24 protein-coding genes are annotated in these 26,075 nt (G+C 67.6%); 14 read left to right on the top strand and 10 right to left on the bottom strand.

The annotated features are described in order from the left end of the window. Position 1: 1 nt before the first annotated feature. From hutI to hutH, 5 genes are all read right to left on the bottom strand, one after another. Positions 2 to 1,159 (bottom strand): imidazolonepropionase, encoded by a 1,158-nt coding sequence (gene hutI / locus ACQPW1_RS21300; protein WP_433664450.1) that lies wholly within the window; start codon positions 1,157 to 1,159, stop codon positions 2 to 4. Next, complete coding sequence (locus ACQPW1_RS21295) at positions 1,147 to 2,451, bottom strand: formimidoylglutamate deiminase (protein WP_433664449.1); 1,305 nt, start codon at positions 2,449 to 2,451, stop codon at positions 1,147 to 1,149. Before ACQPW1_RS21295 ends, hutI begins: the two co-directional genes overlap by 13 nt. Beyond that, positions 2,448 to 3,647 carry an allantoate amidohydrolase gene (locus ACQPW1_RS21290; protein ID WP_433664448.1) on the bottom strand — a complete coding sequence of 400 codons (1,200 nt, stop codon included), beginning with the start codon at positions 3,645 to 3,647 and terminating at the stop codon, positions 2,448 to 2,450. The genes ACQPW1_RS21295 and ACQPW1_RS21290 overlap by 4 nt, the downstream gene beginning before the upstream one ends. Before the next feature lie 32 nt (positions 3,648 to 3,679). Beyond that, positions 3,680 to 5,332 (bottom strand): urocanate hydratase, encoded by a 1,653-nt coding sequence (hutU, locus tag ACQPW1_RS21285; RefSeq protein WP_433664447.1) that lies wholly within the window; start codon positions 5,330 to 5,332, stop codon positions 3,680 to 3,682. Between the two features lie 70 nt (positions 5,333 to 5,402). Beyond that, positions 5,403 to 6,962, bottom strand: a complete 1,560-nt coding sequence (hutH, locus tag ACQPW1_RS21280) for a histidine ammonia-lyase (protein WP_433664446.1) — start codon at positions 6,960 to 6,962, stop codon at positions 5,403 to 5,405. A gap of 87 nt (positions 6,963 to 7,049) precedes the next feature. Here hutH and ACQPW1_RS21275 point away from each other — a divergent pair, with 87 nt between their 5' ends. Next, positions 7,050 to 7,832: an IclR family transcriptional regulator gene (locus tag ACQPW1_RS21275; protein ID WP_433664445.1), complete on the top strand. Its 783-nt coding sequence runs from the start codon at positions 7,050 to 7,052 to the stop codon at positions 7,830 to 7,832. On the opposite strand, the gene ACQPW1_RS21270 is transcribed toward ACQPW1_RS21275, so the two are convergent. After that, positions 7,829 to 8,623 (bottom strand): SAM-dependent methyltransferase, encoded by a 795-nt coding sequence (locus tag ACQPW1_RS21270; RefSeq protein ID WP_433664444.1) that lies wholly within the window; start codon positions 8,621 to 8,623, stop codon positions 7,829 to 7,831. The two genes, ACQPW1_RS21275 and ACQPW1_RS21270, sit on opposite strands and share 4 nt — an antisense overlap. Positions 8,624 to 8,875: 252 nt before the next feature. Here ACQPW1_RS21270 and ACQPW1_RS21265 point away from each other — a divergent pair, with 252 nt between their 5' ends. Genes ACQPW1_RS21265 through ACQPW1_RS21255 form a run of 3 tightly spaced genes read left to right on the top strand, consistent with a single transcriptional unit; the run spans position 8,876 to position 10,746 of the window. Next, positions 8,876 to 9,322 (top strand): MarR family winged helix-turn-helix transcriptional regulator, encoded by a 447-nt coding sequence (locus ACQPW1_RS21265; RefSeq protein ID WP_433664443.1) that lies wholly within the window; start codon positions 8,876 to 8,878, stop codon positions 9,320 to 9,322. Positions 9,323 to 9,324: 2 nt separating this feature from the next. Continuing rightward, on the top strand, positions 9,325 to 9,747 hold the full coding sequence (locus tag ACQPW1_RS21260) for an organic hydroperoxide resistance protein (protein WP_433664442.1): 423 nt from the start codon (positions 9,325 to 9,327) through the stop codon (positions 9,745 to 9,747). A 15-nt stretch (positions 9,748 to 9,762) separates the two neighbouring features. Further along, positions 9,763 to 10,746, top strand: coding sequence for a zinc-binding dehydrogenase (locus ACQPW1_RS21255; RefSeq protein ID WP_433664441.1), 984 nt, complete (start codon positions 9,763 to 9,765; stop codon positions 10,744 to 10,746). Positions 10,747 to 10,750: 4 nt separating this feature from the next. Here ACQPW1_RS21255 and ACQPW1_RS21250 read toward each other — a convergent pair whose 3' ends face one another. Together ACQPW1_RS21250 and ACQPW1_RS21245 are read right to left on the bottom strand one after the other, a co-directional pair. Next, the gene (locus tag ACQPW1_RS21250; RefSeq protein WP_433664440.1) at positions 10,751 to 12,304 is read right to left on the bottom strand and encodes a phytoene desaturase family protein; all 1,554 of its coding nucleotides are present in this window, start codon (positions 12,302 to 12,304) and stop codon (positions 10,751 to 10,753) included. Positions 12,305 to 12,393: 89 nt separating this feature from the next. Further along, positions 12,394 to 13,326 carry a PDR/VanB family oxidoreductase gene (locus ACQPW1_RS21245; protein WP_433664439.1) on the bottom strand — a complete coding sequence of 311 codons (933 nt, stop codon included), beginning with the start codon at positions 13,324 to 13,326 and terminating at the stop codon, positions 12,394 to 12,396. Positions 13,327 to 13,494: 168 nt separating this feature from the next. Between ACQPW1_RS21245 and ACQPW1_RS21240 the strand changes: the two genes are divergently transcribed. The 10 genes from ACQPW1_RS21240 (at position 13,495) to ACQPW1_RS21195 (ending at position 23,274) form a co-directional block, all read left to right on the top strand. After that, entirely contained in the window at positions 13,495 to 14,652 is a 1,158-nt protein-coding gene (locus ACQPW1_RS21240) for an acyl-CoA dehydrogenase family protein (protein WP_433664438.1), read from the top strand. Between the two features lie 29 nt (positions 14,653 to 14,681). Further along, positions 14,682 to 15,206, top strand: a complete 525-nt coding sequence (locus tag ACQPW1_RS21235) for a YiiD C-terminal domain-containing protein (RefSeq protein WP_433664437.1) — start codon at positions 14,682 to 14,684, stop codon at positions 15,204 to 15,206. Next, positions 15,203 to 16,096, top strand: coding sequence for an alpha/beta hydrolase family protein (locus ACQPW1_RS21230; protein ID WP_433664436.1), 894 nt, complete (start codon positions 15,203 to 15,205; stop codon positions 16,094 to 16,096). Before ACQPW1_RS21235 ends, ACQPW1_RS21230 begins: the two co-directional genes overlap by 4 nt. 9 nt (positions 16,097 to 16,105) lie before the next feature. Then, a complete protein-coding gene (locus ACQPW1_RS21225; protein WP_433664435.1) occupies positions 16,106 to 17,239 on the top strand; it encodes an ABC transporter ATP-binding protein in 1,134 nt (377 codons plus the stop codon). 46 nt (positions 17,240 to 17,285) lie between these two features. Then, positions 17,286 to 18,659, top strand: coding sequence for an ABC transporter substrate-binding protein (locus ACQPW1_RS21220; protein ID WP_433664434.1), 1,374 nt, complete (start codon positions 17,286 to 17,288; stop codon positions 18,657 to 18,659). Further along, the gene (locus ACQPW1_RS21215; protein WP_433664433.1) at positions 18,656 to 19,519 is read left to right on the top strand and encodes a metallophosphoesterase; all 864 of its coding nucleotides are present in this window, start codon (positions 18,656 to 18,658) and stop codon (positions 19,517 to 19,519) included. Before ACQPW1_RS21220 ends, ACQPW1_RS21215 begins: the two co-directional genes overlap by 4 nt. Before the next feature lie 4 nt (positions 19,520 to 19,523). Then, entirely contained in the window at positions 19,524 to 20,486 is a 963-nt protein-coding gene (locus ACQPW1_RS21210) for a carbohydrate ABC transporter permease (RefSeq protein WP_433664432.1), read from the top strand. Then, positions 20,476 to 21,288 carry a carbohydrate ABC transporter permease gene (locus tag ACQPW1_RS21205; RefSeq protein ID WP_433664431.1) on the top strand — a complete coding sequence of 271 codons (813 nt, stop codon included), beginning with the start codon at positions 20,476 to 20,478 and terminating at the stop codon, positions 21,286 to 21,288. The genes ACQPW1_RS21210 and ACQPW1_RS21205 overlap by 11 nt, the downstream gene beginning before the upstream one ends. Before the next feature lie 127 nt (positions 21,289 to 21,415). Further along, positions 21,416 to 22,588: a lipase family protein gene (locus ACQPW1_RS21200; protein WP_433664430.1), complete on the top strand. Its 1,173-nt coding sequence runs from the start codon at positions 21,416 to 21,418 to the stop codon at positions 22,586 to 22,588. Continuing rightward, entirely contained in the window at positions 22,585 to 23,274 is a 690-nt protein-coding gene (locus ACQPW1_RS21195) for a DUF998 domain-containing protein (RefSeq protein ID WP_433664429.1), read from the top strand. Before ACQPW1_RS21200 ends, ACQPW1_RS21195 begins: the two co-directional genes overlap by 4 nt. Positions 23,275 to 23,295: 21 nt before the next feature. On the opposite strand, the gene ACQPW1_RS21190 is transcribed toward ACQPW1_RS21195, so the two are convergent. After that, positions 23,296 to 24,783: a DUF222 domain-containing protein gene (locus ACQPW1_RS21190; RefSeq protein ID WP_433664428.1), complete on the bottom strand. Its 1,488-nt coding sequence runs from the start codon at positions 24,781 to 24,783 to the stop codon at positions 23,296 to 23,298. Between the two features lie 261 nt (positions 24,784 to 25,044). After that, complete coding sequence (locus ACQPW1_RS21185; protein ID WP_433664427.1) at positions 25,045 to 26,046, bottom strand: acyl-ACP desaturase; 1,002 nt, start codon at positions 26,044 to 26,046, stop codon at positions 25,045 to 25,047. Between the last annotated feature and the right edge of the window lie 29 nt (positions 26,047 to 26,075).

Raw genomic sequence — 26,075 nt, 5'->3', positions numbered from 1 at the left:
GTCAGTCGAACATCGGCACGCGGACCGGTCGGCCGAGCCGCCACACCGCGTAGGTCAGCGGCACTCCTGGACGGTAAGCCAGGTGGGTGACCGACGGTGCGTCCAGCACCTGTAGATCCGCGCGAGCGCCCACACGCACGACACCGACGTCGTCGCGGCGCAGCGCTCGCGCACCGCCCGCGGTCGCGGCGTGCACGGCCTCGGCCACCGAAAGTCCCATCTGCAGTACGGCGGTGGCGACGCAGAAGGCCATCGAGGTGGTGTACGAACTGCCAGGGTTGGCGTTGGTGGCCAACGCGACGGTGGCACCCGCGTCCAGCAGCGCGCGGGCCGGTGCGAGGCGCTGCCGGGTGGACAGGTCGCAGGCGGGCAGCACGGTCGCGACGGTGTCGGAGGACGCGAGGGCCTCGATGTCGGCGTCGGTCAGGTAGGTGCAGTGGTCGACGCTTGCCGCACCGTGGCGCACCGCCAGTTGCACGCCCGGGCCTTCGCCCAGCTGATTGCCGTGCACCCGCAAACCGAGCCCGTGCTTCTCCGCGGCGCGCAACACCCGATCCGACTGATCCTGATCGAAAGCGCCTGTCTCGCAGAAGACATCGGCCCACCGCACGTAGGGCGCGACGATGTCGAGCATCTCGCCGCACACCAGATCGACGTACTCATCAGCGTCCATGTCGGACGGAACCAGATGAGCGCCGAGAAAGGTCACCTCGTCGACGGCCGCCGCGGCGAGCCTGGCCGAGCGGAGTTCGTCGGCGACGTTGAGCCCGTACCCGGTCTTCGTTTCCAGACACGTGGTGCCCTGCCGTCGCGCCTCGGCGATATGCCGGGCCAGATTGACCGACAGCTCGTCGTCCGACGCGGCCCGGGTGGCGGCGACGGTGGTGGCGATGCCGCCTGCCCGGTACGGCCGTCCCGCCATCCTGGCCTCGAACTCGGCGGTGCGGTCACCGGCGAAGACGAGATGGGTGTGGCTGTCGACCCAGCCGGGCAGCGCGGCCCGGCCGCCGAGTTCGATCCGATCGTCGGCTGCAGGCGCGGCGTTCGCCGGACCGACCCAGGCGAACTGCTCGCCGTCGAGGACCACCGCGGCGTCGCGCAGCGGGCCGCTCTCGGTGTTGGTGGTCAGTTCGCCGATGCCGGTGATCAGGGTCGACACAATGCCTCGATTTCCTCGCGCAACACGGTTTCCGGATGTTCCACTCGCAGGTGGCGGTGTTCGGACACGATCTGACGACCCGCGACGAGCACCGAGCGGATATCGCTCGCGGTCGCGGCGAACAGCGCGGCGGCGGGCGCCGCGCCCGCCGTGCGGATCGAGTCGAGATCGATGGTGACCAGGTCGGCTGCGGCGTTCGGGGCGATCCGACCCGCCTCGGGCCAGCCGATGGACGCGTGATCGGTTGCGGCGCGGTAGAGCTCGGCCGGGCTGAATCGGCCGCGGGCCCGGCTCGCGAGCCGCTCGTCCAGTTCGAGCGCGCGCCACTCCTCGAAGGCGTCGATCACCGCGTGACTGTCGGTACCGAGGCACAGACCGACTCCGGCGTCGGACAGCGCTCGGGCCGGGCCGATACCGTCGCCCAGGTCGCGTTCGGTGGTGGGGCAGAAGCAGGCGCGGGTGCCGCTGTCGGCGAGCAGGCCGATATCAGCACTCGTGAGGTGGGTCGCGTGCACCGCGACCGTCTGCGGCCCGAGCAGGCCCGCCTCCGCCAGCAATGCGGTCGGCGTACGGCCGTGTGCGGCAAGGCAATCGGCGTTCTCCGACGGCTGCTCGGACAGGTGGACGTGCACCGGCCGACCGGCGGCCGCGTCGGCGACCACGGAGAGCGCCGCCGCAGGCACCGCGCGCACCGAATGGGCGGCGACACCGGTACGCACCAGTTCCGGCTTCGGCGCGAACGCGGCTGCACGTTCCGCCCACGCGTCTACACTGCCGTCACTGAAGCGGAGTTGATGCTCCCCCAGCTCAACCCCGAATCCGCCTGCCAGATAACACGTATCGAGCAGGGTGAGCCGGATTCCCGCGTCGTCGGCGGCCGCCGCGAGTGCCGCGCTCATCGCGTTCGGATCCGAGTATCGAGCACCACCGGGAGCGTGATGCAGATAGTGGAACTCGCCGACGCTGGTATATCCCGCCAACACCATCTCGGCGTACACCCCGCGCGCAAGCCGATAGTAGGAGTCGGGATCGAGTTGGGCGGCAACGGCATACATGCGTTCGCGCCAGGTCCAGAACGTGCCTTGATCGTGCTGCGTGCGCCCACGCAGCGCGCGATGGAAGGCGTGTGAGTGCGCGTTGGCGAAACCGGGGATCGTCAATCCCGGCAGCGCCGTGCCGGTTCGATCGGTATCGCGAGCCACCGACTGGATCGTCGCGCCGTTCACCTCGATCGTCACCGCCTCGGCCAGCCCGTCCGGCAGCCAGGCGTATTCGGCCCAGTAGACGGTCATCCGGCCAGTTCCTCGAGCACCCGCGCGAGACCCTGTGCGCCGCTGTCGATGTCGGCGGGCTCGGCGTATTCCTCGGGGGCGTGGCTGATCCCGGTCGGGTTGCGCACGTACAGCATTCCGGAGGGGACGTGCGCGGCGAGGACGCCCGCGTCGTGCCCGGCGCCGGTGGGCAGCGCAGGTACACCGCCGAGCACCTTGTCCATCCGGTTGCGGAGGGTCTCGTCGAAAACGACGTCGTCCGAATAGGACTCCTCGGTGACCGTGAGCTCGCACCCCTCGGCCTCGGCGGCGGCCCGCGCCGCTTCGGTGATGTCCTCGACCAGCGCCGCGGTGCGGCCGTCACCGGCCGCACGGGCATCGAGCCACAGATCGACGCTGGACGCAATGACATTCGTGCCACCGGGATTGGGCACCAGCCTGCCGACCGTGGCCCGCGCGTCGGACATCGCCGCGGCGGCCCGGCGCGCGGCGGCCACGACCGTCGCGGCCGGGAGCATCGGATCGTGCCGGTCGACGAGACGGGTGGCGCCCGCGTGATTTCCCTGGCCGGAGAAGGAGAATCGGTACCGCCCGTGCGCGATGATGCTGCTTCCGGTGGCGATCGGACTGTCCAGCTCGATCAGCCCGCGCCCCTGCTCCACGTGCAGCTCCACGAAACAGCCGATCTGGGCGAGGGATTCGGGATCGGCGCCGAAACGCTTCGGATCATGCCCGGCCTTCACCGCCGCCTCGGCGAGCGTGATGCCCTCGGAGTCCCGCAGACCCCGGGCCCGATCGGCGTCGATGGCGCCGGTGAGCAGTCGGGAGCCCAGGCACGGCACACCGAACCGGCCGCCCTCCTCCTCCGCGAACACCAGCAACGCGAGCGGCTTGACCGGCGCGAAACCCTTGCCCCGCAAGATCTCCACCGCCGCGAGCGCGCTGGCCACGCCCAGCGGACCGTCGTACGCGCCACCACCGGGCACCGAGTCGAGGTGACTGCCGGTGACGACCGCGCCGGTCCCTGGACTTCCCCACCAAGCCCAGATGTTGCCGTTGCGGTCCGTGTTCACGTCCAGCCCGCTGTCCAGCGCCTGGTCGATGAACCAGTCCCGCAGCTCGAAGTCGGCGTAGTCGTACACGTGACGCGAGTAGCCGCCGCGCCGGGCATCCCTTCCGACGCCGGCGATCTCGGCCATCAACTGGTTAACGCCCACCGCTTCGCTCCTGCTGTGCTCTGGGATTTGGTTCACGGCGCCTCGTGCATGGGAATCCGCACACCACGCTCCGCGGCCACCTCGCTGGCACGGTCGTAGCCCGCGTCCACGTGCCGCATCACGCCGGTGCCGGGGTCATTGGTGAGCACGCGCTCGAGCTTCTGCGCGGCCAGTGGCGTGCCGTCGGCGACGCACACCTGTCCGGCGTGAATGGACCGGCCCATGCCGACGCCACCACCGTGATGGATGGACACCCACGTCGCACCGGATGCGGTGTTCAGCAACGCGTTGAGCAGCGGCCAGTCCGCGATGGCATCGGAGCCGTCGGCCATCGACTCGGTCTCGCGGTACGGGGAGGCGACACTGCCGGAGTCGAGGTGATCGCGGCCGATCACCACCGGCGCGGACAGCTCGCCGCTGGCCACCATCTCGTTGAAGCGCAGACCGGCAAGGTGCCGCTCGCCGTAGCCGAGCCAGCAGATGCGGGCCGGAAGTCCTTGGAAGGCAACGCGTTCGCTGGCCATCCTGATCCAGCGGCGCAACGATTCGTTCTCCGGGAACAGGTCGACGATGGCGCGGTCGGTGGCCGCGATGTCCTTCGGGTCACCGGACAGCGCCGCCCAGCGGAACGGGCCCTTGCCCTCGCAGAACAGCGGGCGGATGTAGGCGGGCACGAAGCCGGGGAAGTCGAAGGCGCGTTCGCAGCCGCCCAGGACGGCCTCGCCGCGCAGCGAGTTGCCGTAGTCGAAGACCTCGGCGCCCTTGTCCAGGAAGCCGAGCATGGCCCCGACGTGCTCGGCCATCGATTCGCGCGCCCGATCGGTGAACTCGTCCGGCTTCTTCGCCGCGTACTCGGCCCAGTCCTCGACGGCGATGCCGCGCGGCAGGTAGGCCAGCGGGTCGTGCGCGGAGGTCTGGTCGGTGACGATCTCCGGATCGAGACCGAGCGCGAGCAGCTGCGGCAGCACCTCGGCGGCATTGCCGATCAGGCCGACGGACAACGCCTTTCGCTGCCTGCGCGCGTTCGTCACCCGCATCACCGCGTCATCGAGGTCGGTCGCGATCTCGTCGAGGTAGCGTTCCTGCACCCGCCGCTGTGCGCGGGCCGGGTCGCATTCGATCACCAGCGCGACGCCGTCGTTCATGGTGACCGCCAGCGGTTGCGCGCCACCCATCCCGCCGAGACCCGCGGTGAGCGTGAGGGTTCCGGCGAGGGTTCCGCCGAATCGCTTGTCCGCCACCGCCGCGAACGTCTCGTAGGTGCCCTGGAGGATGCCCTGCGTGCCGATGTAGATCCAGGAGCCCGCGGTCATCTGCCCATACATGGTCAGCCCCAGCGATTCGAGCCTGCGGAACTCCGGCCAATTGGCCCAGTCGCCAACGAGATTCGAGTTGGCGATCAGTACCCGCGGCGCCCATTCGTGCGTGCGGAACACACCGACCGGCTTGCCCGACTGCACCAGCAGCGTCTCGTCGGTCTCCAGCGTCGTCAGCGACCGGGTGATCGCGTCGAAGCTGGCCCAGTTCCGGGCCGCCTTGCCGGTGCCGCCGTACACCACCAGATCCTGCGGCCGCTCGGCCACTTCCGGATCAAGGTTGTTGTGCAGCATCCGCATAGCCGCCTCGGTCTGCCAATTCTTGGCAGTCAGCTGCGTCCCCCGCGCCGCCCGAACGATCCGACTCATAGAACCAACCTCCAGTGAATTCCTGCCGCAAGCGAGACTTGGCCGCGGCAAAGTTCGTAAAGCCTCGGTGTCACGACCCGTTCGCGGCAGCGAGGTGCGGGGCGACCGTGCGGGCGAGCTCGCCGGAACGGACCAGCGCCTCGGCCGCGGCGATCTCGGGCGCGAGATGACGGTCGGAGCCGGGGCCCTCGACCTTCGTGCGCAGCAGCTCGAGTGCGGCCGCGGTGGCGGGCGCCGGACGCAAGGGCGCACGGAAGTCCAGTGCCCTTGCCGCCGTGAGGTATTCGACAGCCAGCACGGTGCTCAACCCGTCCACCGCGGTGCGCAGTTTGCGGGCGGCGGACCAGCCCATCGAGACGTGGTCCTCCTGCATCGCGCTGCTCGGGATCGAGTCCACCGACGCGGGCACCGCCAGGCGCTTGAGCTCGCTCACCACGGCGGCCTGGGTGTACTGGGCGATCATGTGGCCGGAGTCGACGCCGGGATCACCCGCCAGGAAGGCAGGAAGACCGTGCGACCGTGCGACATCGAGCATCCGGTCGGTGCGACGCTCGGCCATGCTCGCCACATCGGCCACCGGGATGGCGAGGAAGTCGAGCACGTAGGCGACGGGCGCGCCGTGGAAGTTGCCGTTGGATTCCAGCCGACCGTCGGCGAGCACCACGGGATTGTCGACGGCAGCGGCCAATTCGCGACCGGCGACCAGTTCGGCGTGCGTCACGGTGTCCCGTGCGGCGCCGTGCACCTGCGGCGCGCACCGCAGCGAGTAGGCGTCCTGCACCCGATTGCAGTCCGGCCCACGGTGACTCGCGACGATCTCCGAATCCGCCAGGGCGGCACTGATCCGCGCCGCCGAGCGGGCCTGGCCCGGGTGCGGGCGCAACGCCTGCAGGTCGGCGGCGAACACCCGGTCGGTGCCGAGCAGCGCCTCCACACTCATGGCCGCGGTGATGTCGGCGACGTCGAGCAGCATGTTCAGGTCGGCCAGCGCGAGCATCAGCATGCCGAGCATGCCGTCGGTGCCGTTGGTCAGCGCCAGGCCTTCCTTCTCGGCCAGCACGACGGGCTTGATGCCGTTGGCGCTCAACGCCGTTGCCGCGTCGGTCACGTTTCCGGCGGCATCGGACACCTCGCCCTCGCCCATCAATGCCAGCGCCACCGCGGCCAGTGGCGCGAGATCGCCGGAACATCCGAGCGAGCCGTATTCGTGCACGATCGGGGTGATGTCGGCATTGATCAGCGCGGCCAGCGTGGCCGCCGTCTCCGGCCGGATCCCGGTGTGGCCGGTCGCCAGGGTGCGCAGCCGCAGCACCATCAGCGCGCGCACCACCTCCCGCTCGACCGGGCGGCCCGCGCCCGCCGCGTGCGAGCGGATCAGCGAGCGCTGCAGCGCGACCCGGCTCTCCTGCGGGATGTGGCGGGTGGCCAGCGCGCCGAAGCCGGTGGACACGCCGTAGGTCGGCACCGTCCCCGCGGCCAGCGCGTCGACGTGCGCCCGGGCCAGCGCCAGCCGGTCCTCCGTGGCCTCGCTCAAATGGACCTTGGCGCCGAGCCGCGCGACCGCGACGACCTGTTCCCCGGTCAACGGTCCGTCGAGTGCCACGGTGGGTAGCTGTGCAGTTTCGGGCATGGGGTCCATTCCACCGTCGCGGCGGGCAGTGGAGAATGACGGACGGTCCGATAGTGTCTGATATCCAAGACTTGCCGAGGAGATGGCATGGGAACGAGCAGCGACGTCCCGGCGTTGCGCCGTGGCCTTGCGGTGTTGCAGCTACTCGCGGGCCGAGCCGGGCCCATCTCCGCCTCGACTATCGCGCGCGAGCTCGGCCTGCCCCGCTCCACCACCTATCACCTGCTCGGCGAGTTGGAGGCGGCTCGTTTCGTCACCCGCCTGCCCAGCGAGCGCCGCTATGGGCTCGGCATCGCCGCGTTCGAGCTCGGTTCCGCCTATCTGCGCCACGATCCGCTCGAACGGCTGGCCGGGCCCTTGCTGCGCGAGTTGGTGGAACAGGTCGGGCACAACGCGCACCTCGGCGTGCTGCACGGCAACGAGTTGCTGTACCTCATCAAGGAGCGTCCGTCGCGCCCGGAAACCCTGGTCACCGGCGTCGGCGTGCGGCTGCCCGCGCACCTGACCGCCTGCGGCCGCGCGATCCTCGCCTATCTTCCGGCGGCGCAGATCCGCGCGCTGTTCCCGTCCGCGTCCTCGTTCGTGCGCCGCACCGAACGCGGTCCCAACTCGCTCGCCTCGCTGCGCACCATCCTTGCCACCGAGCGCAGCCGCGGGTGGGCCTGCGAGGACGGGCACGTGACACCGGGCTTCGCCTCGGTCGCGTATCCCGTCTTCGATCACAACCAACGCCCGATCGCGGCCATCAGCGTCACGCTGCGCCACCACTGCGAGGCCTCCCCCTGCCCCGCCGACTGGACACCCCTGGCAGGCCGGGTGCGCACTACCGCCGACAGCCTCACGCAGCGCATCGGCGGCCGCGCCACCTAGAGCTTGCGACCGATGCCACCCCACGCCGCCGACGGCAGCTCGCTGGTGGCTTCGGACTCGGCACGCCATTGATTCACCGGAACGATGCCGGGCGGGACGAGGTCGAGATTCTTGAAGACTTCGCGGACCTGATCGACACTTCGCACGTAGTACGGAACGGCGCCGGTTTTCGAGTAGTAATCCGATAGGCGAACCAACCGAGCGTCTTCGTTGGTGCCTTCGTACATCGCAAAGTAACTTCCGGACGGAATTGCTTCCTGCAAGGAGCCGGTGATCCGCAGTACGTCGTCCCAAGTGCGCGCGTGGCCGAGCACACCCATGAACATTACGGCGATCGGCTTGTTGAAGTTCAAAATGTTGCGCGCTTCGGTGACCACCTGATCGGTATCGTGGAAATCCGCTTCGATTAGCGCGGTGACGCCCTCATCGGTGGTATTGACCAGCAACGCGCGAGCGTGCGCGAGAACGAGCGGATCGTTGTCCACATAAACGATCTTGGATTCTGGCGCAACACCCTGCGCGACCTCGTGCGTGTTCTGCATGGTCGGCAAACCGGTGCCTACGTCGAGGAACTGCCGGATGCCCGCCTCCTCCGCGAGGTAGCGCACCGCGCGTATGAGGAACTTGCGCGATTGCCGCGCCATCGTCCCGATATCGGGAAACACCGATACCCCGGACTCCCCGGCTATCCGATCGACTTCGTAATAGTCCTGACCACCGAGCCAGTAATTCCAGATTCGTGCGGAATGGGGTACATCGGTGCGGATCAGCCGATCGCTTTCGCGGACCATGATGCGGCTCCTCGAGAGGTGGTACGTGCGGCTGACTGTACAAGCGCCCAACGGCCCGTGTCGGTGAATTCGGACATAAACACCGAAGAGTCAGAATTGGACACGAGTCGCTTGTTCCGTCGAACGCTCGGAAGCACTTCTCGTCAGCCCGGTGGGCTTCGACACTCTACATGCATCGACCTCCAGGACTGTGACCGGGAACACCCACTTGATTGGTTGTGCACAATATAGTTGCGGACTACGTTATTGGACATGACCGATCATCTGACCCTCGATGAGCAGATCTGCTTCCCGCTGTACGCGGCATCCCGGGCGATGACTGCGGCCTACCGGCCGAAACTGGAACGGCTCGGGCTGACCTACCCGCAGTACCTGGTGATGCTCGCCCTGTGGGAACAGGACGGGCGTAGCGTCGGCGAGGTGTGCCACGCGCTCGCGTTGGACTCCGGCACGCTGTCCCCACTGCTCAAGCGGCTGGAGGCGGCGGGCCTCGTGCAGCGGCAACGCTCGGCCGCCGACGAACGTCGCGTCGATATACAGCTCACCGAACGCGGCCGCGCCCTGCGGGCCGAGGCCCGCGGCATCCCCGCCGAAATGGCCGCGGCCTGCGGTCTTTCCGTCGACGAATTCTTGGCGCTGCGCGCAACCCTGCGGCGACTGACCAGCGCACTCTCGGCACCACCGAACGAAGGAGAATAGCCATGCAGATCCTCTACACCGCTGAGGCCTTGGCGACCGGCGACGGCCGCAACGGACACGCCCGCACCACCGACGGCAAGGTCGACGTGAACCTGGCCGCGCCCAAGGAAATGGGCGGCAGCGGCGAAGGCACCAACCCCGAGCAGCTGTTCGCGGCCGGTTACGCGGCCTGCTTCCATTCGGCGCTGCGCCTGGTCGGCAAGCAGGCCAAGGCGAACATCGACGATTCCGCGGTCGGCGCGAAGGTCGGCATCGGCCCGAACGACGCAGGCGGCTTCGGCCTGGCGGTCGCCCTCGAGGTGTCACTCCCCCATCTGTCCCGCGAGGAAGCACAGGCCCTCGCCGACAAGGCGCACCAGGTGTGCCCGTACTCCAACGCCACCCGCGGCAACATCGACGTCAACGTCGTTGTCGCCGAAGACTGAACGAAGGAGCGAAGCATGCGTGCGGTAGTCATCCAGAGTTTCGGCGAACCCAAAGACGTTCTGGCCACGGCGGAACGACCGCTGCCCGAACCGGGCGAGCACGAGGTGCGGGTCGAGCTGATCCTCGCCCCCATCCACAATCACGACCTCGCCATCGTTCGCGGCGTGTACGGATACAAGCCGCCGCTGCCCGCCATTCCGGGCACCGAGGGCGTCGGCCGGATCGACGCGCTCGGCTCCGGCGTGACCGGACTTACTGTCGGCCAACGGGTTACCGTCTCCGGTGCCCAGAACGTGTGGGCCGAGTACTTCGTCGTCAAGGCGGGCCAGGTTGTGCCGGTGCCGGATTCGGTGTCCGACGAGACCGCCGCCCAGCTGCTCGCCATGCCGCTCAGCGCGCTGATGCTGCTGGAGGATCTCGAGGTGGCGTCGGGCGACTGGATCGCGATCAACGCGGCCAACGGCGCGGTCGGCAGACTGGTGAATGTGCTTGCGCGGCAACGCGGTGTCAATGTTCTCAACCTGGTGCGCGGGCCGAAATCGGTGGAGGCGCTGACGGCGGCGGGCTACCAGCCGGTCTTCGACACCGAGGCCGAGGGCTGGCGCGACGCGGCGGTCGCCGCGACGTCGGGTGCGCCGATCGTGCGCGCCGTCGATCAAGTGGGCGGACGCGCGGCCAGCGACGCGATGGCCTTGCTGGCGCCCAAGGGCGAGCTGATCTCGTTCGGCGCCCTGTCCGGTCAGCCGTTGACGCTCAGCCCGGGTGACCTCATCTTCAAACAGACCGTGGTCAAGGGCTTCTGGGGTTCCAAGCGAATCGAGGAGACCTCCGCCGAGGATCGCAGGCGGCTGATCGGCGAGCTGGTGTCCGCGGCAGCGCAGGGCGTGCTCAAGCTCGACGTCGAGGCCACCTACCCGCTGGATGCGGCGGCCGACGCGGCCGTCGCCACCGAAAGCCCGGGACGCAGCGCGAAGATCATGCTGGCTCCGAAGGTCTGACGCGCTACGGGCGCAGTTCGAGAACGGCCATGGCGGCATTGTGACCTGGAATGCCGCTGACACCGCCGCCTCGAACTGCGCCCGCGCCGCAGAGCAGCACATTGCGGTGACCGGTCGAAACGCCCCAGCGTGCGGCCGGGTCCGTTGCCGAGTCGTCGGGTCGGTACGGAAAAGCCAAGTCGCGGTGGAAGATATGACCACCGGGCAAGCCGACCTCCTGCTCGAGATCGAGCGGGGTCTTCGCTTCGAGACACGGCTCGCCGTTCTCGTCCATCGCCAGACAATCGCTGATCGGCTCGGCGAGCACCGAATCCAGCTGAGCTATGGTCGCTTTCACCAGTTCCGCCTTCACGCCCGCCGGGTCCTTGGCGAAAAGCTTTGCCGGTGTGTGCAATCCGAACAGGGTGAGGGTGTGTGCGCCCCGCGCGGCCAGCTCCGGCGACAGGATCGACGGATCGGTCAGCGTGTGGCAGTAGATCTCCGACGGCGGCGCGGACGGAATCCGGCCGATCGCCGCCTCACCGTATGCTCGGTCCAGCTGGACATACGATTCGCCGATGTGGAACGTCCCGGCGAATGCTTCGCGCGGGTCGACCGAGGTGTCGCGTAGCCGCGGCAGGCGGTGCAACAACATGTTGATCTTCAGTTGCGCGCCTTCGGGTTTCGTCTCCGCCGGTTCACCGAGCAGCCGAGCGAGTTCGTGCGGCGCGGCATTCACCAGCACGTGGGCAGCGCCGACCACACCGTCCACGTAACTCACTTCCGCTGAGTTACCGTCGGTTTCGATCGCGGTCACCGCGCAGTCGGTCACGATCTCCGCACCCGCGGCACGCGCCGCCTGGGCGAGCGCATCCGTGAGCGCGCCCATACCGCCCACCGGCACATCCCAGTCCCCCGTGCCGCCACCGACCACGTGATACAGAAAGCACCGGTTCTGCCGCAGCGACGAATCGTGCGCATGCGTGAACGTGCCGATCAACGCGTCGGTGAGCACGACCCCGCGCACCGTGTCATCGGCGAATTCCGACTCGACGATCTCGCCCAGCGGCCGCTCGAACAGCGCCGCCCAGGCGGCCTCGTCATCGACGACGTCCCGCAACTCCGTCCGCGACGGCAATGGCTGGGTCAGCGTCGGAAACACCCGCTCGGCCAGCCGCCCCGTCATCGCGTAAAACCGCTGCCACGCAACGAAATCCCGATCCGACCCGGTCAACCGGACGAAACTCTCCCGCGTGCGCTCCGCGGACCCGGTGTCCACCAACAACCCACCCGCCCCCACCGGCGTATACGACGAGATCCGCCGACGCCGCGTCTCGAACGACAAGCCCAACTCGTCGACAATCTGCCGAGGCAACAAGCTCACCAGATACGAGTACCGCGACAACCGCGCATCCACCCCGGCGAACACCCGCGCCGACACCGCCGCCCCACCCGTACTCGACTGCCGCTCCAACACGGCCACCGACCGCCCGGCCCGCGCCAGATAGGCGGCGGCCACCAACCCGTTGTGACCACCACCCACAATCCCCACGTCATACGACGACCGCGTCGGTTTCATCCGTCCTCGATAGCACGGATTCCGGTCGATCGTCACCCCAACACACAGAAGACCCCGGTCACCTGGACCGCGCGGGGTCCGCCGACGTTTCAGAGGTCGAGAACGAGAACGTCCGACTTCGCCCGCGAAACGCACAGCATCATGGTGTCGCCCCGTGCCTGCTCGTCCGCGGTGAGCAGCGAATCGCGATGGTCGATATCGCCCTCGAGAACAGCGGTTTCACAGGTACCGCAGGTGCCTTCGCGGCAAGAGGTGACAATGCTGATCCCTCCCCGCTCCAGTACATCGGCGATGGATTGCTTCGCACCGACCCGGAAAGTTCGACCGCTACTTGCCAATCGGACCTCGAAGGACCCGTTCGCCGCGAATTCCATCGGCCGCGGCACGAACCGCTCCACATGCACCGGCATCTCCTGCCGCACCCCCTCGGCCTCAACGGCGGCGAGCAGCGGTTCGGGCCCGCAGCAGTAGACCGCGGCGTCGTTGTGCGCGGCCAGGATGTCGGCGAGCGGCAGCAAGCCGTGCTCGTCCTGCGGCAACAACTGCGCGGCCGGGTACCTGCGGGCGAGATCATCGGCGAACGCCATGTGCGCACGAGTGCGGCCGCCGTAGTACAGCGACCAGCGCGCACCGGCGGCCTCGGCGGCAGCCACCATCGGCATGATCGGCGTGATCCCGATGCCGCCCGCGAGAAACACATAACTCTCACGAGCAACCAGCTCGAAATTGTTGCGCGGCTTCGACACTCGTAGCTCGGTACCCGCCAGCGCGGTACCGTGCAGATGTTGCGATCCGCCACGCCCGGCGGGCTCGTGCAGCACCGCGATACGCCACCGGCTCGACTCCGCCGGAGCACCGCACAGCGAATACTGACGGACCCCAGCGTCGCCCACAGCAACATCGATGTGTGCGCCCGGCGTCCACCCGGGCAACTCTCCGCCCGCCGCGTCGGACAGCTCGAGCGAGAACACGCCCTCGGCCTCGTCGCGGCGCGCCGACACCCGTACCGGAAACTCAGTCATCTCGGCCTTCTTTCGCGAGTTGGTCGAGCCAGAAGTAGATTGCTGCCGTCTCGATCACCGTCTCGGAGATCCCCAGGCCACGCACCAGACGAACGGGCAGTCGATTCGCGCAATCGACGTTGACTATCGCCCCGACTCAGACGGCCCTTCGGCCCCGAAACTGGCGCCATGACGACTGTGGGGCAATTGGTGGAGCAAACCACCCGGTTCATTCGTGACCAGGTCGTTCCGGTGGAACGCGAGGTCATCGTCGACGGGCGGGTGATGGACGACGCGCTGCGCCTCGACCTGCAGAAGAAGGCCAAGGAGGCGGGCGTCTTCGGCCCGCTGTCCGACCCGAAGTACGGCGGGCTCGGCCTCGACACCCGCGCCCAGGCCCAGGTGCTGGAGGCCGCAGGCGCCAGCCTGCTCGGCCCGATCGCGGTGAACGCCTGGGCACCCGACGACGGCAACATCCATCTGCTCGCCCACGTAGCCAACGCCGAGCAACAGGAGCGCTACCTCGCGCCGCTGGCCGCCGGCGAGGTGCGTTCGGCGATCGCGATGACCGAACCGGCCCCCGGCGCGGGCTCGGACCCCGGCATGCTGCAGACGGTGGCCGAGGAGACCGACGACGGCTGGATCATCAACGGCGCCAAGCACTTCACCACCGGCGCACAGGGCGCCGCGTTCACCATCTGTGTGGCCCGCACCGGCGACGGACCGACGATGTTCCTGGTCGACCAGGACAACCCGGGCCTGAAGGTCGGCCGCCGGATGCCGACTCTAGACCACACCAGCGCCCCCGGCGGACACTGCGAGGTCACCTTCGTCGACTGCGCCGTCCCCGATTCCGCCGTGCTCGGCGAGGTCGGCCAGGGACTGGCGCTCGCCCAGGTGCGGCTCGCCCCGTCCCGGCTGGTGTTTTGCATGAACTGGCTCGGGCTCGCGGTGCGCGCACACCGGCTCGCCATCGAACACATCAGCACCCGAACATCTTTCGGCGTCCCGATCGCGGAGCACGGCATGGCCCAGGGCATGGTCGCGGACAACGAGATCGACATCGCCGCCGCCCGCGGCGTCATCCGCACCGCGGCCGAGACCATCGACGCCCAGGGACCCACCTCCTCGCAGGCGCGGCACGACGCGTCGATCGCGAAAACCTTCGTCTCCGAGGCGGTCTGGCGGGTGCTCGACCGCGCGGTCCAGCTGCACGGCGGACTCGGTGTCTGCGAGGACTACCTGGTCGCGCGGTTCTTAGTAGAGGCCAGAGCGTTTCGCATCTACGAAGGCCCGTCCGAGGTCCTGCGCTGGTCCATCGCCCGGCGCGCACTGCGCAATCGCTGAAGTCCGTAATCGCTGAAGGGAGTACCGCTATGACCACGCGAGAGATCGCCGGCTTCGCCGCCGCCTACCCCGAACTCGACGGTGCCGCCGTCGACTACGAATACCTGCGGGCCGTATCGCAGGACATGGTGCCGTTCGGCCGCCACGTCGGCACGCTGATCACCGAGATCGGCCCGGAGCGGGCCGTTGTCGAGATCCCCGCCGTCGACGGCGTGCGCAACCACATGGGCACCGTGCATGCCGGCGCGCTGTTCACCGCCGCCGACATCGGTGGCGCCGCAGCGTTCGTCGGCGCGGCCGCCACTCGCCTGTCCACCATCGAGCGACTGGTGTTGCGGGCGGGCACGGCGTCCTACCGCAAGCCCGCCATCGGCCGGATCCGCGCGATCGCCACCGTCGACCGGCGCGAGCTCGCCGAGGTGCTGACCGCCACCGTGTCGAACCGTTTCGAGTTGTCCGGCAAGGCTTCTCTAATCGACGACGGCGACGTGGTGGTCGCCAAGTTCACCTTCGACTACGTCTGCGATGTGACGGTCCCGGAGTCGGACCGGTGACGACCACGGCACCCAAGAAGGCGTCCGAATTCACGACCCTCGAATCGACCACCGTCTCGACCGCCGACGGTGTCACCTTCACCGTCCGCTTCCTGCCCGGCAAGAAGGCGGACGCGCCGGTGGTGCTGATCCTGCCCGCCATGGCGATGAAGGCGAAGAACTACCTGGCGCTCGCGAAAGAGCTGAACGCCCAGGGCCTTTCGGTCGCCACCTGCGACCTGCGGGCACACGGCGAGGCACAGCCCGAGCTCGGCCTGCACCGCAACTTCGGCTACCGGGAGATGCTGGAGATCGACATGCCCGCGATCGTCGCCGCTGTGCGGCAACGCTTTCCGGCCGCGCCGATCCACCTGTTCGGGCACAGCCTCGGCGGGCAGGTGGCGCTGCTGTTCGCCGCCGCCGAGCCGGACGCCGTCGCGGGGGTCACCGTCATCGGCACCGGCACGGTGTTCTGGTGGGCATTCGGACCGAAGCGCTGGTTCGAGGCACTGAGCCAGATCCAGTGGATCGGCCTCGTCGCGCGCTGGAAGGGCCACTGGCCCGGCGGCGTGCTCATCCCCGCGCCGATGCCGGGCGGCGTCATGCGCGACTGGGCGATGCACTCGCTCACCAGCTACTACCGCCCCAAAGGCAGTGCACGGCAGTACAACACGCTGCTGCGCAACATGACGGCGCCGGTGCTGGTCATCTCGCTGTCCGACGACGTGCTCGGCCCGAAGTCCAATGTCGACTTCCTGGTCTCCCGGATGCCGAAGGCGCGCGTCACCCAGTGGCACATCGACGAGGACTCGCCGGTCGAGCATCGCGATCACTTCACCTGGGTCAAGGATTCCCCGGCGATCGCGGCCCGCGTCGCGACCTGGGTTGTCGCCGGCGAACTGCCCGGCTGAGGAGAACTGGTGGCAAGACTGCGAATTGACAAGGTGTCGAAGCAATTCGGCGCGACCTACGCGGTGCGCGAGGTGAGCCTCGACATCGCCGACGGCGAGTTCCTGGTGCTGCTCGGACCCAGCGGCTGCGGCAAGTCCACGCTGCTGCGGATGATCGCGGGCCTGGAGGATCCGACCGGTGGCCTGATCCTGTTGGACGACAAAGACATCACCCACCGCGCGCCGCAACAGCGCGACCTGGCGATGGTGTTCCAGAGCTACGCGCTGTACCCGCACCTGACGGTGGCCAAGAACATCGGTTTCCCGTTGCGCGCCAGGCACACCCCGCGGTCGAAGATCGCCGAGCGAGTGGCCGAGGTGGCCGCGATCCTCGGGCTCGGCGAACTGCTGCGCCGCAAGCCCGGCGCGCTGTCGGGCGGCCAGCGGCAGCGAGTCGCGTTGGCCCGCGCCATGGTTCGCGATCCCGGCGCCTTCCTGATGGACGAGCCGCTGTCGAACCTGGACGCCAAACTGCGCAGCGCCACCCGCGCCGAGCTGATCGCGCTGCATCGCAGGCTGGGTGCGACGTTCCTCTACGTCACCCACGACCAGGTCGAGGCGATGACCATGGCGGACCGGATCGCGCTGCTCAACGAGGGTCAGGTGGAGCAGGTCGGCACCCCGACCGAGCTGTACGACCGGCCGCGATCCACCTTCGTCGCCGGTTTCCTCGGCGCCCCGCCGATGAACCTGATCCCCGGTGTCGTTACCGAACGCGACGGCAGGCTGTTCCTGGTGACCGACGGCATCGATGTCGAATTGGCTATCGCAGCCGACGATTTCGGCTCGGCGGTCGACGTCATCGCGGGCATCCGACCCGAGCAGCTGCGCATCGACGCCACCGCCGCGGACGTTCGCGGCCAGGTGACCATGGTGGAGAACCTGGGCAGCGAGGAACTGATCCACTTCACCACCGGCGACCACACGCTCTGCGCCCGCGCCCCGCGTCCCGCGGATGTACACGCCGACGACAGCATCGCGCTGCGCGTCGATCCCGCCCACATCCACCTCTTCGACCCCGAATCCGGTCTGCGCATGACGTGGCAGGAGCCACAAACGGATTCCCTACGCGACCGCGCCGAAGAAGTCGTCGCCGTCGCCTGACTCGTGACAACGCCGTCCGACATCACCGAACAATGAGGAGAACACCGTGAACCGCACCGCGCCCATCTTGGGCATGGTGTTCGCAACCACCGTCGCGCTCAGCGCTTGCGGCGGACTCGGGAGCACCAGCACAGATTCGAACTCCAGCACCGCGCAGATTCCGGACTTGAAGCCGGATCAGCACGTGGCCATCGTGTTCGAGTCCTACAACTACGGACTCGCCGGAGCGTGGACCGACACCTTCAACACGCTCATCGGCGACTTCCGCAAGAAGTTCCCGAACATCACGGTGACCGCGCAGAAGCCGCAGGGCAACAGCCCGAACCCGGCCACGGACACCATCTCCAGCATCCAGAACCAGACGGTCGCGGGCACCCCGCCGGACGTCGCACAGCTCGGCTTCAGCGACCTGGACTACACCGTCCATCAGCTGGGCGCCAAGCCGCTGGACACGCTGGTCTCCAAGCAGGAGGTGCAGCGCAACTTCGACGGCGCCAAGTACCCGTACGCGCCGAAGGCCCGCACCCTCGCCGATTGGGACGGCCACACCTACGGCGTGCCGTTCGTCTTCTCCACCCCGGTGCTGTACTTCAACGCCTCGCTGTTCACCGAGGCCGGACTGGATCCGGCCAAGCCGCCGAGCACCTGGCAGCAGGTCGCCGAGGCGTCCGCCGCGATCACCGGCAAGACCGGTAAGGGCGGCGTCTACGTCGACTGCCTGACCAAGACCGCCAAGGACTGGTGCTTCCAGTCGCTGGTCCGGTCCAATGGCGGCCGGGTCATCTCCGAGGACCGCAAGTCGCTGACCTTCGCCGACGCACCCGTCATCGAGGTCGCGAAGATGCAGCAGCAGCTGGTCGACTCGGGCAGCATGCCAAAGCTCAACCAGAAGCAGGGCTACGAGGCGTTCGCCCGCGGCGACGTCGGCATGATCCTGGAGACCAGCGCGATCCAGGGCACCTTCACCACCGGCGCCAAGGACAAGTGGGACCTGCGCGCGGCGCCCATGCCGAGCTTCGCGGGCAAGCCCACGGTGCCGACGAATTCCGGTGCGTCGCTGCACATCCTGTCGAACGACCCGGCCAAGCAGCGGGCGTCCTGGGAGCTGATCAAGTTCCTCACCAGCGAAGAGGCCTACACCAAGATCTCGCAGGGCATCGGCTACCTGCCGCTGCGCACGGGGCTGATGGATGACCCTGCCGGACTGAAGGATTGGTCGGCGAAGAACCCGCTGCTCCAGCCGAACGTGGCGCAGCTGGCGAACATGGAGCCGTGGATCTCCATGCCGGGCAACAACTACCTGCAGATCCGCGACGGCATGATGGACGCGGTCGAGGCGATCGTGTTCCAGGGCAAGGATCCGCAGTCCACCTTGACCGAAGCGCGTGAGCAGGGCGCCAAACTGCTGCCGGTCTCATGAATACGCCGGTCACGATCGTCCAGCTGACCGACACCCACATCCGGCCCGCCGGGGAAAAGGTGCACGGCAAGGTCGATACCTACGAGAACCTCACCCATGTGCTGCAACAGCTTCGGGCTTCCGGCCAGCGGATCGATGCGCTGGTGCTGTCGGGCGATCTGACCGACAACGGGTCGCCCGAGGCGTATCGACGGCTGCGCGACGCGGTCGAGCCGGTGGCCGCCGAGCTCGGCGCGCAGACGGTGTACGTGATGGGCAATCACGACGAGCGCGCGGCGTTCGGCAGCGAGTTGCTCGGAAACGATGCCGCCACAATCGATCCCGATGTCACCCATGACAGTGTCACCGAGGTGGCCGGGTTGCGGATCATCGCGCTGGACAGCTCCACCCCGGGTCGTCATGACGGCCGGCTGGAACCCGAACAGCTCGACTGGCTGGCGGATGAGCTGCGCCGACCGGCACAGCACGGCACCCTGCTGGTGCTGCACCACCCGCCGATCCCGTCGCCGATCGCGACCACCGAGTACCTGAAGCTCGAACGGCCCGAGCTGCTGCAAGAGGTGCTCTCCGGATCCGATGTGCGGCTGATCGTCTGCGGGCACAACCACCTGACCGGTGCGGCCGCGCTCGGCGGCGTCCCGGTCTGGATCGGACCGGCGCTGTCGTATCGGATCGATCCGATCGCGCCGGTCGGTCGGCACCGCGGGCTGGTCGGCTTCGGTTACAGCCGGATCGATCTGCTCGGAACGTCGTTGGTGGCCACCGCGATCGAGGCGACCCCCGCCGAAACCGTCTACGACAGAACGGAACAGGACGTGCTCGATCAGCTCGCCGCGTTGGCCGCGGCCGAGACCAGGTAGGTCGATGTTCGTCATCGAAACCCCCCGCGTCGCCGAGGAAGTGGCCGAGCCGGTCACTTCCCCGGCGCCGCCGCCGCACCGCCTCGCCCGGTTCCGCCGGGCGGGGCGGTTCGTGGTGCCGTACCTGTATCTGGCGCCCGCGCTGTTCCTGCTCGTGGTGTGGACCTACCGGCCGCTGGTGCAGGCGTTCGAGTTGTCCACCTACTCTTGGAATCTCCTGCCGACCTCGCCGATGAAGCCGGTCGGTACCGGCAATTACGAACGGCTGATGGAACTTCCGGCGTTCTGGAATTCGCTCGGCCGCACGGGTGCGTTGATCCTCGGCATGCTGCCGTTCACCGTGGTACTTCCGGTGCTCATCGCGTTGGCGAGCAAGCGGGTGCACGGTCGGGCCAGGACGATCTATCAGGCGTTCATCTTCGTGCCGTTCCTGGTGGCTCCCGTTGCGGCGGCGGCGGTTTGGCGGTGGCTGCTGCATCCCGGCGCCGGGATCGTCGACCAGCTGCTCGGATCGGATCGCAACTGGGTGTACGACGTGAGCACCGCGCACATCGTGATCATCGCGATCACCGGCTGGCAGCTGCTCGGGTTCTCGGTGCTGGTGGTGTGGGCCGGATTGGCCGGTGTCAGTGGCGATTACAACGAGGCGGCGCAGGTCGACGGCGCGAGTCCGGCGCAGATCCGGCGCTGGATCACGCTGCCGCTGCTCTCCCCCACCGTGATGTTCCTGGTGCTCACCACCGTATTGCTCAGTCCCGTGCTGACTTTCCCGCTCATCGACTCGATGACCCAGGGCGGTCCATCGCAGGCCACCACGAACATCTATTACCTGCTGTGGGACTACGCCTTCCACAGCTTCGATGCCGGGCTCAGCGCGGCCGCCGGAGTGCTGTTGTTCGCCGGATTCGGCGTGATCGCCGGGATCCTGGTGTGGATCTCGGAAAAGGTTGCCTTCCATGATGATTGATCGTCTACGCACCGCGGGCAGCCATGTGCTGCTCGCGGTGACCGCCTTGGTGTGTATCTTCCCGATCTACTGGCTGTTCGCCACCTCGCTGCGCAGGCCGGAGGACATCACCTCGCTGTCGCCGATCCCCTGGCCGATCTCGTTCGCCAACTACACCGACGCGGCCGAGAAGGTCGACGTGGTCGGCCTGATCGGCAACACCTTCTTCATCGCGGCGCTGTCCGCGGTGGGTCAGCTGCTTGTCGCACTGTTGGCGTCCTACGCGTTCGCGATGTACACGTTCCCGTTCCAGAAGATCCTGTATCTGGCGTTCGTCGGCACCTGGCTGGTGCCGTTCCAGGTGACCATGTTGCCGAACTACGTGCTGCTCACCCAGCTCGGCCTGATCAACTCGCTGATCGGTGTCGTGCTGCCGACCCTGTGCTCGGCGTTGGCGGTGCTGCTGTTGCGCCAGCACATGGCGAGCTTCCCCAAGGAGCTGGTAGCCGCCGCCAAGATCGACGGCCGGTCGTCGTGGTCCATCCTGTGGACCGTGGTCGTGCCCAATCTGCGGCCCGCGCTGGCGGCCCTCGGCATCCTGCTGTTCATCAATGCCTGGAACGAGTACTTCTGGCCCGCGGTGGTGCTGCGTCAATCGAACAGCGTGCTCCAGCTCGGGCTGCGCAGCTTCATGGGCACCGAGGGTGAGCAGTGGGGACCGATGATGGCGCTGGCGAGCCTGGCGTGCTTGCCGGTCCTGGTGATGTATCTGTTGTTGCAACGCCACATCGTGAACGCTTTTGTGAGGTCAGGACTGAAGTAGTTTCAGGTGGTCGGTTACGAATCGGTGCGCAAACTGAGATTCCGCTCACTCACTCGTGCGGAGACCGCGATCACCGGACATCCTGATCTTGCTGAGTGCGCAGCAGAGACGAAGGAGCGAATGGATCGTGCGTCCGAAAAGGGCACTGACGTGGGTTTCCTTGGCCGCCGCCGCGGTATTGGTCGCCGCGAGCTGCGGGTCCGCCTCGGACACCGCCGCTGAGGCGCCGCAGAAGCCGGGCACGCTCCTCTCGCAGCGGCCGCTGACCAATGGCGGCCCCAAGATCTCGGCGGCCGCCGGTTCGGCAACCTACTTCCGGTACATCTCCACCTCTCCGGACAAAACGCCCATCGAGGTGTCGGGGGCCGTGTACTTGCCGAAAGGCGCCGCGCCGCAAGGCGGCTGGCCGCTGGTCGCCTACGGGCACGGCACCTCCGGCGTGGCCAACGACTGTGCGCCGACGAGTTCACCCGAACTGTTCGGCAACGACGTCACGGTCGCCAATCTGCTCGACGCGCACAAAGCCGTGGTGATGACCAACTATCAGGGGCTCGACGGCCCCGGCTCGGCGCCGTATCTGCAAGCCGAATCCTCCGGATACGACGTGCTCGACTCCGTTCGGGCCGCGCAGCAGCTCGACCTGCCGGTGACCAAAGAGGTTGTGCTGGTCGGGTTGTCCCAGGGCGGGCGGGCGACGGAGTCCGCGGCCGAGACCGCCAAGACCTACGCACCCGAGCTGAAGATCCTCGGCAATGTGCTGCTCTCGCCCGCGCTGCGCAGTGAACTCGCGCAGGCGGCCGCGACGAACACGTTGACCGTTGGCCAGTATCTGCTGCTCCCCTACCTGGTGGCGGCTGTCCGCTACGACCACCCGGACTACTCGTACGACAAGCTCCTGCACGGCTCGCTACTCGCCGCAGCGCCCCGGCTCGAAGGACTGTGCACCGGCCAGACGACGCTGAGGGACCTGGCCGTCGGCCAGGCAGCCACACCGGCCGCCGCGCAGTTCGTCGACGATTCCGCCCGCAACGCGCTGGCCGACTACGAATCCGGTGGAAACCTCCCGAAGGTCGCCAGCGATCTGCCGACCTTCATCTCACGCGGCGACAGCGACGACCTGGTCAACACCGCATGGGGCAACCAGGCGGTCGCCGACATGTGCCGGCTCGGCACCAATCTCGTCGACCACGTGCTGCCCGGTGGCCACGAGGCCTGGCGCGCCCGCGGCGATCTGGTGACCGCGTGGATCAACGACCGCTTCGCCGGCTCCCCCGTCCCGCCGACCACCTGCCGCCCGTGACCGCCCGCCTGAAAACCGGTGCAGCCCTACTGTTCCTGACGATCACGTACTACATCGCCGAACTGATCGTCGGCAGCCGCTGGCACGACGCCAACCCCTACAGCTGGTCCGAAAACATGATCAGCGACCTCGGTGTCCCCGAATGCTTCGGCGACATGGGGCAATACGGCGCGACCACTCCGCGCTACATCTGCTCGCCGTGGCACGCACTGATGTCCGCCGAGTTCGTCCTGCTCGGTGTACTCGTCCTCGCGGCCGCCCTACTCCTTACTCCGCTGCTGCCGAAAACCCTTGCCGGACGGTCGATCCCCTACCTGGCCCTGATCAACTGCCTCGGCATCGTCCTCGTCGGCACCTTCCCCGGCAGCGCGGGCGAGGTCCCCGGCGGCAACCAGCTGCGCGCCGTCCTGCACCCCACCGGCGCCTATCTGGAACTGCTCTCCGGCCTCGCGATCATGATCATCATCGCCCGCCGCTACCGCGCCCATCGCGCCTACGCCGCAACAACTCTCACGCTGATCGCCATAACCATCATCGGCATGATCACCAGCCTCGCCCCCAACCACCTGGGCCTCGGCGCAGGCACCGCCGAGCGCCTCGCCATCGACCCCTTCGTCGTCTGGCGAATCCTCACCGGCCTCGCCCTGCTCATCGCCTTGCCTCGAATCCAGCGCCAGACCACCTGAGCACCCCGCCGGAGGTCCCAGTCAGGCAGCGCCATCCAACCGCTGCTCTTGTCGTAATCGCTCACGATGCTGTTGCCCCTCTTGCTCTTTTCGGCGTTGGACACGAGCGAGTGCCTCGGCGAGAAGTTCGCCGGGATGGTGACGATTGTTGATTCGCGGCTTCCCGCTGGGATCGATGTGGGGTGGTGCAATCCACGCGACACGGCCAGGATTCGCCGAATCCGGTCCCAGAACCACGGTTTTCCAGCCGCCGGGTCCGTCGTGAACCATGGCATGGCAGCTATCGCAGGCCAGCGTTTCGTTGCCGATGTCGGTAGGGCCGGATTTGCTCCAGTCGGTAACGTGGTGGGTGGCGGACACACTCGCGGGAGCATCACAACCGGGACGCGAGCAGCCGCGTACAGCGGCGATCAACGCCAATCGCTGTGCGGCAGAAGCCAAACGTTTGGTGCGTCCTAGATGCAACGGCAAGCCTTGGGCGTCGAAAACCATCAAGAACGGCTGCGACCCCTCGGCCAGTTTCAATGCCTCACTTATCGGGACCATGCCCCCGGTCGCGGTGGTCGCGACCCCGGCGGCCTTCTCGACATCCGCGACGCTCATCGTCAAGATCGTCGAAACCGGCAGTCCACGATGGGATCCCAGCTGCTCCGGCCCGACACAGTGCGTCAACAATGCGACGAAGCCATCGTGGGTACGTTGCGCGACACTGCGGGCATCGCGCCGCGCGGCCTCGGCGAGCTGGACTTGGTCGACGTATTCGTCGTCCCCGGAGGGGCTTTCGGGATCGTCGGGATTGTTCATGCCCGGTCGGGCAAGTTTGGCCATCACCGGATCCAGCAGCGCGCGCAAGGTCGGGGTGATCTCACCTTTGATCGGTGACATCCCATCCGCGCGCTGACGACCGATGCGGATACCACGCATCCGGGCACGATCGGTGTCGTCCGTGCGTTCCCCGTCGGGATCCAGGTGCGCCAGGATCGCCTCCCCGACCTTGGGGATGTCATCGGGCGATCCGGTGCGGGCGAAATCGGCCAGCAGGCATTCTGCGGCTTCGAAATCCGTATTTGCCGTCGAACCGGGGACGCGCTTCATCACCGCCGCGATCTGCCGCGCATGATCGACCGAGATGTCGCCCTCGAGCTGCGCCGCCGCGGTCGCAGGCAGGCGCGCCTCATGTGCCTCGCCGCTCATGTCATGCCAAGACCCCAGCTGCAGCGCTGCCGCGACGCGCGCACCGGCGTCCGGGCTGGACAGTCGGAGGGTATGCATCAAGAACTTCTTCACCGTGCCGGTACCGGTCTGATTCGGCAGGTTTCGGTCCGAGGCTTGCACGATCAACCGATGCCCCACGGCCGCGAGCATCCGAGTCGCCTGTTCGACATCACGCAGCAACGCGATGATCTTGTCATCGGACATAGCAGTCAACGATTGCTCGAGTAGATCAGAGACAGCGCCGAGCAGCGGGTCGGCGACCCGCTCCTCCTGCACGACGCTGCTCGAACTCATGTTCTAACCCTATCGAGCCGCAGCCGCCAATGCCAGGGAAAACTCTATCTGATCTGCAGGTTTTCACTTCAAAAGGTCTGCGAAGTGAAGATCTTCGACAGGGCGCACCGCGCCACGATCAAACATGATCACCAGTGGGATCACGACCGTCTCATGTCCGCACGGCGGGCGCCTCCGCGCGACGGGCGTCAATCATCCACGCGGAGCCGATCCGATGCCGAAATAGGTTACCCACCTTATGATTCCGCGGCGCGCGGTCGCTCAGATCAACGTGGTGGTGAGTGGCGCCGATTCACGCTTGCTGGCCTGGCGGGCGGCGATGCGGTCGCGGCGCTCTTCGAACTTGAGCATGTCGCGTTCGTACTTGGCGAGGTACTCGGCCAGTTTCTCGCGGGTCTGCTCGCCTGCGGCGGTGAAGTCGTTGCGCTCGAAGATCTTCCAGATGCGCAGCACCGGCATGACCACGTCTTCGAGGTGCTGGCGCATGTCGTAGATGCCGTGCTTGGCCATCAGCGCGCCGTAGCGGCGGAAGTTCGGGTTCTCCGCGCCGGGCATCTGGAAGTTCATCAGGGTGAGGGCGATCGCCTCGATGGCCTGATCGGGGGCCAGGTCGAGGGCGGCGGCGCACATGTTGCGGTAGAAGATCATATGCAGGTTCTCGTCGGCGGCGATGCGCTGCAGCATCTTGTCGGCGATCGGGTCGTCGCAGACCCGGCCGGTGTTGCGGTGACTGAGGCGGGTGGCGAGTTCCTGGAAGGTCACGTAGGCCACGCCGAGCAGGAAGCCGGTGTCGACCTCGCTGGGATCGACGTTGCCGTACTTGGCCACGGCCAGCGGATCGAAGCCGGTGGTCATCGCGATCATCCTGGCGTTTTCCAGTTCGACCGGGTCGACGCCGCGGGTGACCACCAGGTAGTCGCGCATCACGATGCCGTGCCGGTTCTCCTCGGCGGTCCAGCGACCCACCCAGGTGCCCCACGCACCGTCCTGGGAGAAGTTCTCCGCGATCACCCGATGGTAGGAGGGCAGGTTGTCCTCGGTGAGCAGGTTGGTGATCATCGCGGCCTTGGCGACATCGGACAGCTGCGACTGACTGGGGTCCCAGTCGACACCGCCCATCGCGGCGAAGTTACGGCCCTCGTCCCACGGCACGTAGTCGTGCGGGTGCCAGGCCTTCGCCATCGACAGATGCCGATTGACGTTCTCCTCCACGACCGGCTCGAGCTCGGTGAGCAGCTCGAGCTGGGTCAGATGTCTCCCCATTTGCGTTACCCCTCAGACGTTTTGGCTCA

Origin of the sequence: Nocardia sp. CA-128927 (assembly GCF_050955855.1) — a bacterium.
Classification (GTDB): domain Bacteria; phylum Actinomycetota; class Actinomycetes; order Mycobacteriales; family Mycobacteriaceae; genus Nocardia.
The sequence above is the reverse complement of the archived record's forward strand: the minus strand, read 5'-3'. Positions and strand labels throughout refer to the sequence as shown.

Coding starts and splice junctions, on each gene's coding strand:
- ACQPW1_RS21295 (WP_433664449.1), bottom strand. CDS start 2,451: ATGACCGTCTACTGGGCCGAATACGCCTGGCTGCCGGACGGGCTGGCC.
- hutU (WP_433664447.1), bottom strand. CDS start 5,332: ATGAGTCGGATCGTTCGGGCGGCGCGGGGGACGCAGCTGACTGCCAAG.
- hutH (WP_433664446.1), bottom strand. CDS start 6,962: ATGCCCGAAACTGCACAGCTACCCACCGTGGCACTCGACGGACCGTTG.
- ACQPW1_RS21275 (WP_433664445.1), top strand. CDS start 7,050: ATGGGAACGAGCAGCGACGTCCCGGCGTTGCGCCGTGGCCTTGCGGTG.
- ACQPW1_RS21270 (WP_433664444.1), bottom strand. CDS start 8,623: ATGGTCCGCGAAAGCGATCGGCTGATCCGCACCGATGTACCCCATTCC.
- ACQPW1_RS21265 (WP_433664443.1), top strand. CDS start 8,876: ATGACCGATCATCTGACCCTCGATGAGCAGATCTGCTTCCCGCTGTAC.
- ACQPW1_RS21260 (WP_433664442.1), top strand. CDS start 9,325: ATGCAGATCCTCTACACCGCTGAGGCCTTGGCGACCGGCGACGGCCGC.
- ACQPW1_RS21255 (WP_433664441.1), top strand. CDS start 9,763: ATGCGTGCGGTAGTCATCCAGAGTTTCGGCGAACCCAAAGACGTTCTG.
- ACQPW1_RS21250 (WP_433664440.1), bottom strand. CDS start 12,304: ATGAAACCGACGCGGTCGTCGTATGACGTGGGGATTGTGGGTGGTGGT.
- ACQPW1_RS21245 (WP_433664439.1), bottom strand. CDS start 13,326: ATGACTGAGTTTCCGGTACGGGTGTCGGCGCGCCGCGACGAGGCCGAG.
- ACQPW1_RS21240 (WP_433664438.1), top strand. CDS start 13,495: ATGACGACTGTGGGGCAATTGGTGGAGCAAACCACCCGGTTCATTCGT.
- ACQPW1_RS21235 (WP_433664437.1), top strand. CDS start 14,682: ATGACCACGCGAGAGATCGCCGGCTTCGCCGCCGCCTACCCCGAACTC.
- ACQPW1_RS21215 (WP_433664433.1), top strand. CDS start 18,656: ATGAATACGCCGGTCACGATCGTCCAGCTGACCGACACCCACATCCGG.
- ACQPW1_RS21210 (WP_433664432.1), top strand. CDS start 19,524: ATGTTCGTCATCGAAACCCCCCGCGTCGCCGAGGAAGTGGCCGAGCCG.
- ACQPW1_RS21205 (WP_433664431.1), top strand. CDS start 20,476: ATGATGATTGATCGTCTACGCACCGCGGGCAGCCATGTGCTGCTCGCG.
- ACQPW1_RS21190 (WP_433664428.1), bottom strand. CDS start 24,783: ATGAGTTCGAGCAGCGTCGTGCAGGAGGAGCGGGTCGCCGACCCGCTG.
- ACQPW1_RS21185 (WP_433664427.1), bottom strand. CDS start 26,046: ATGGGGAGACATCTGACCCAGCTCGAGCTGCTCACCGAGCTCGAGCCG.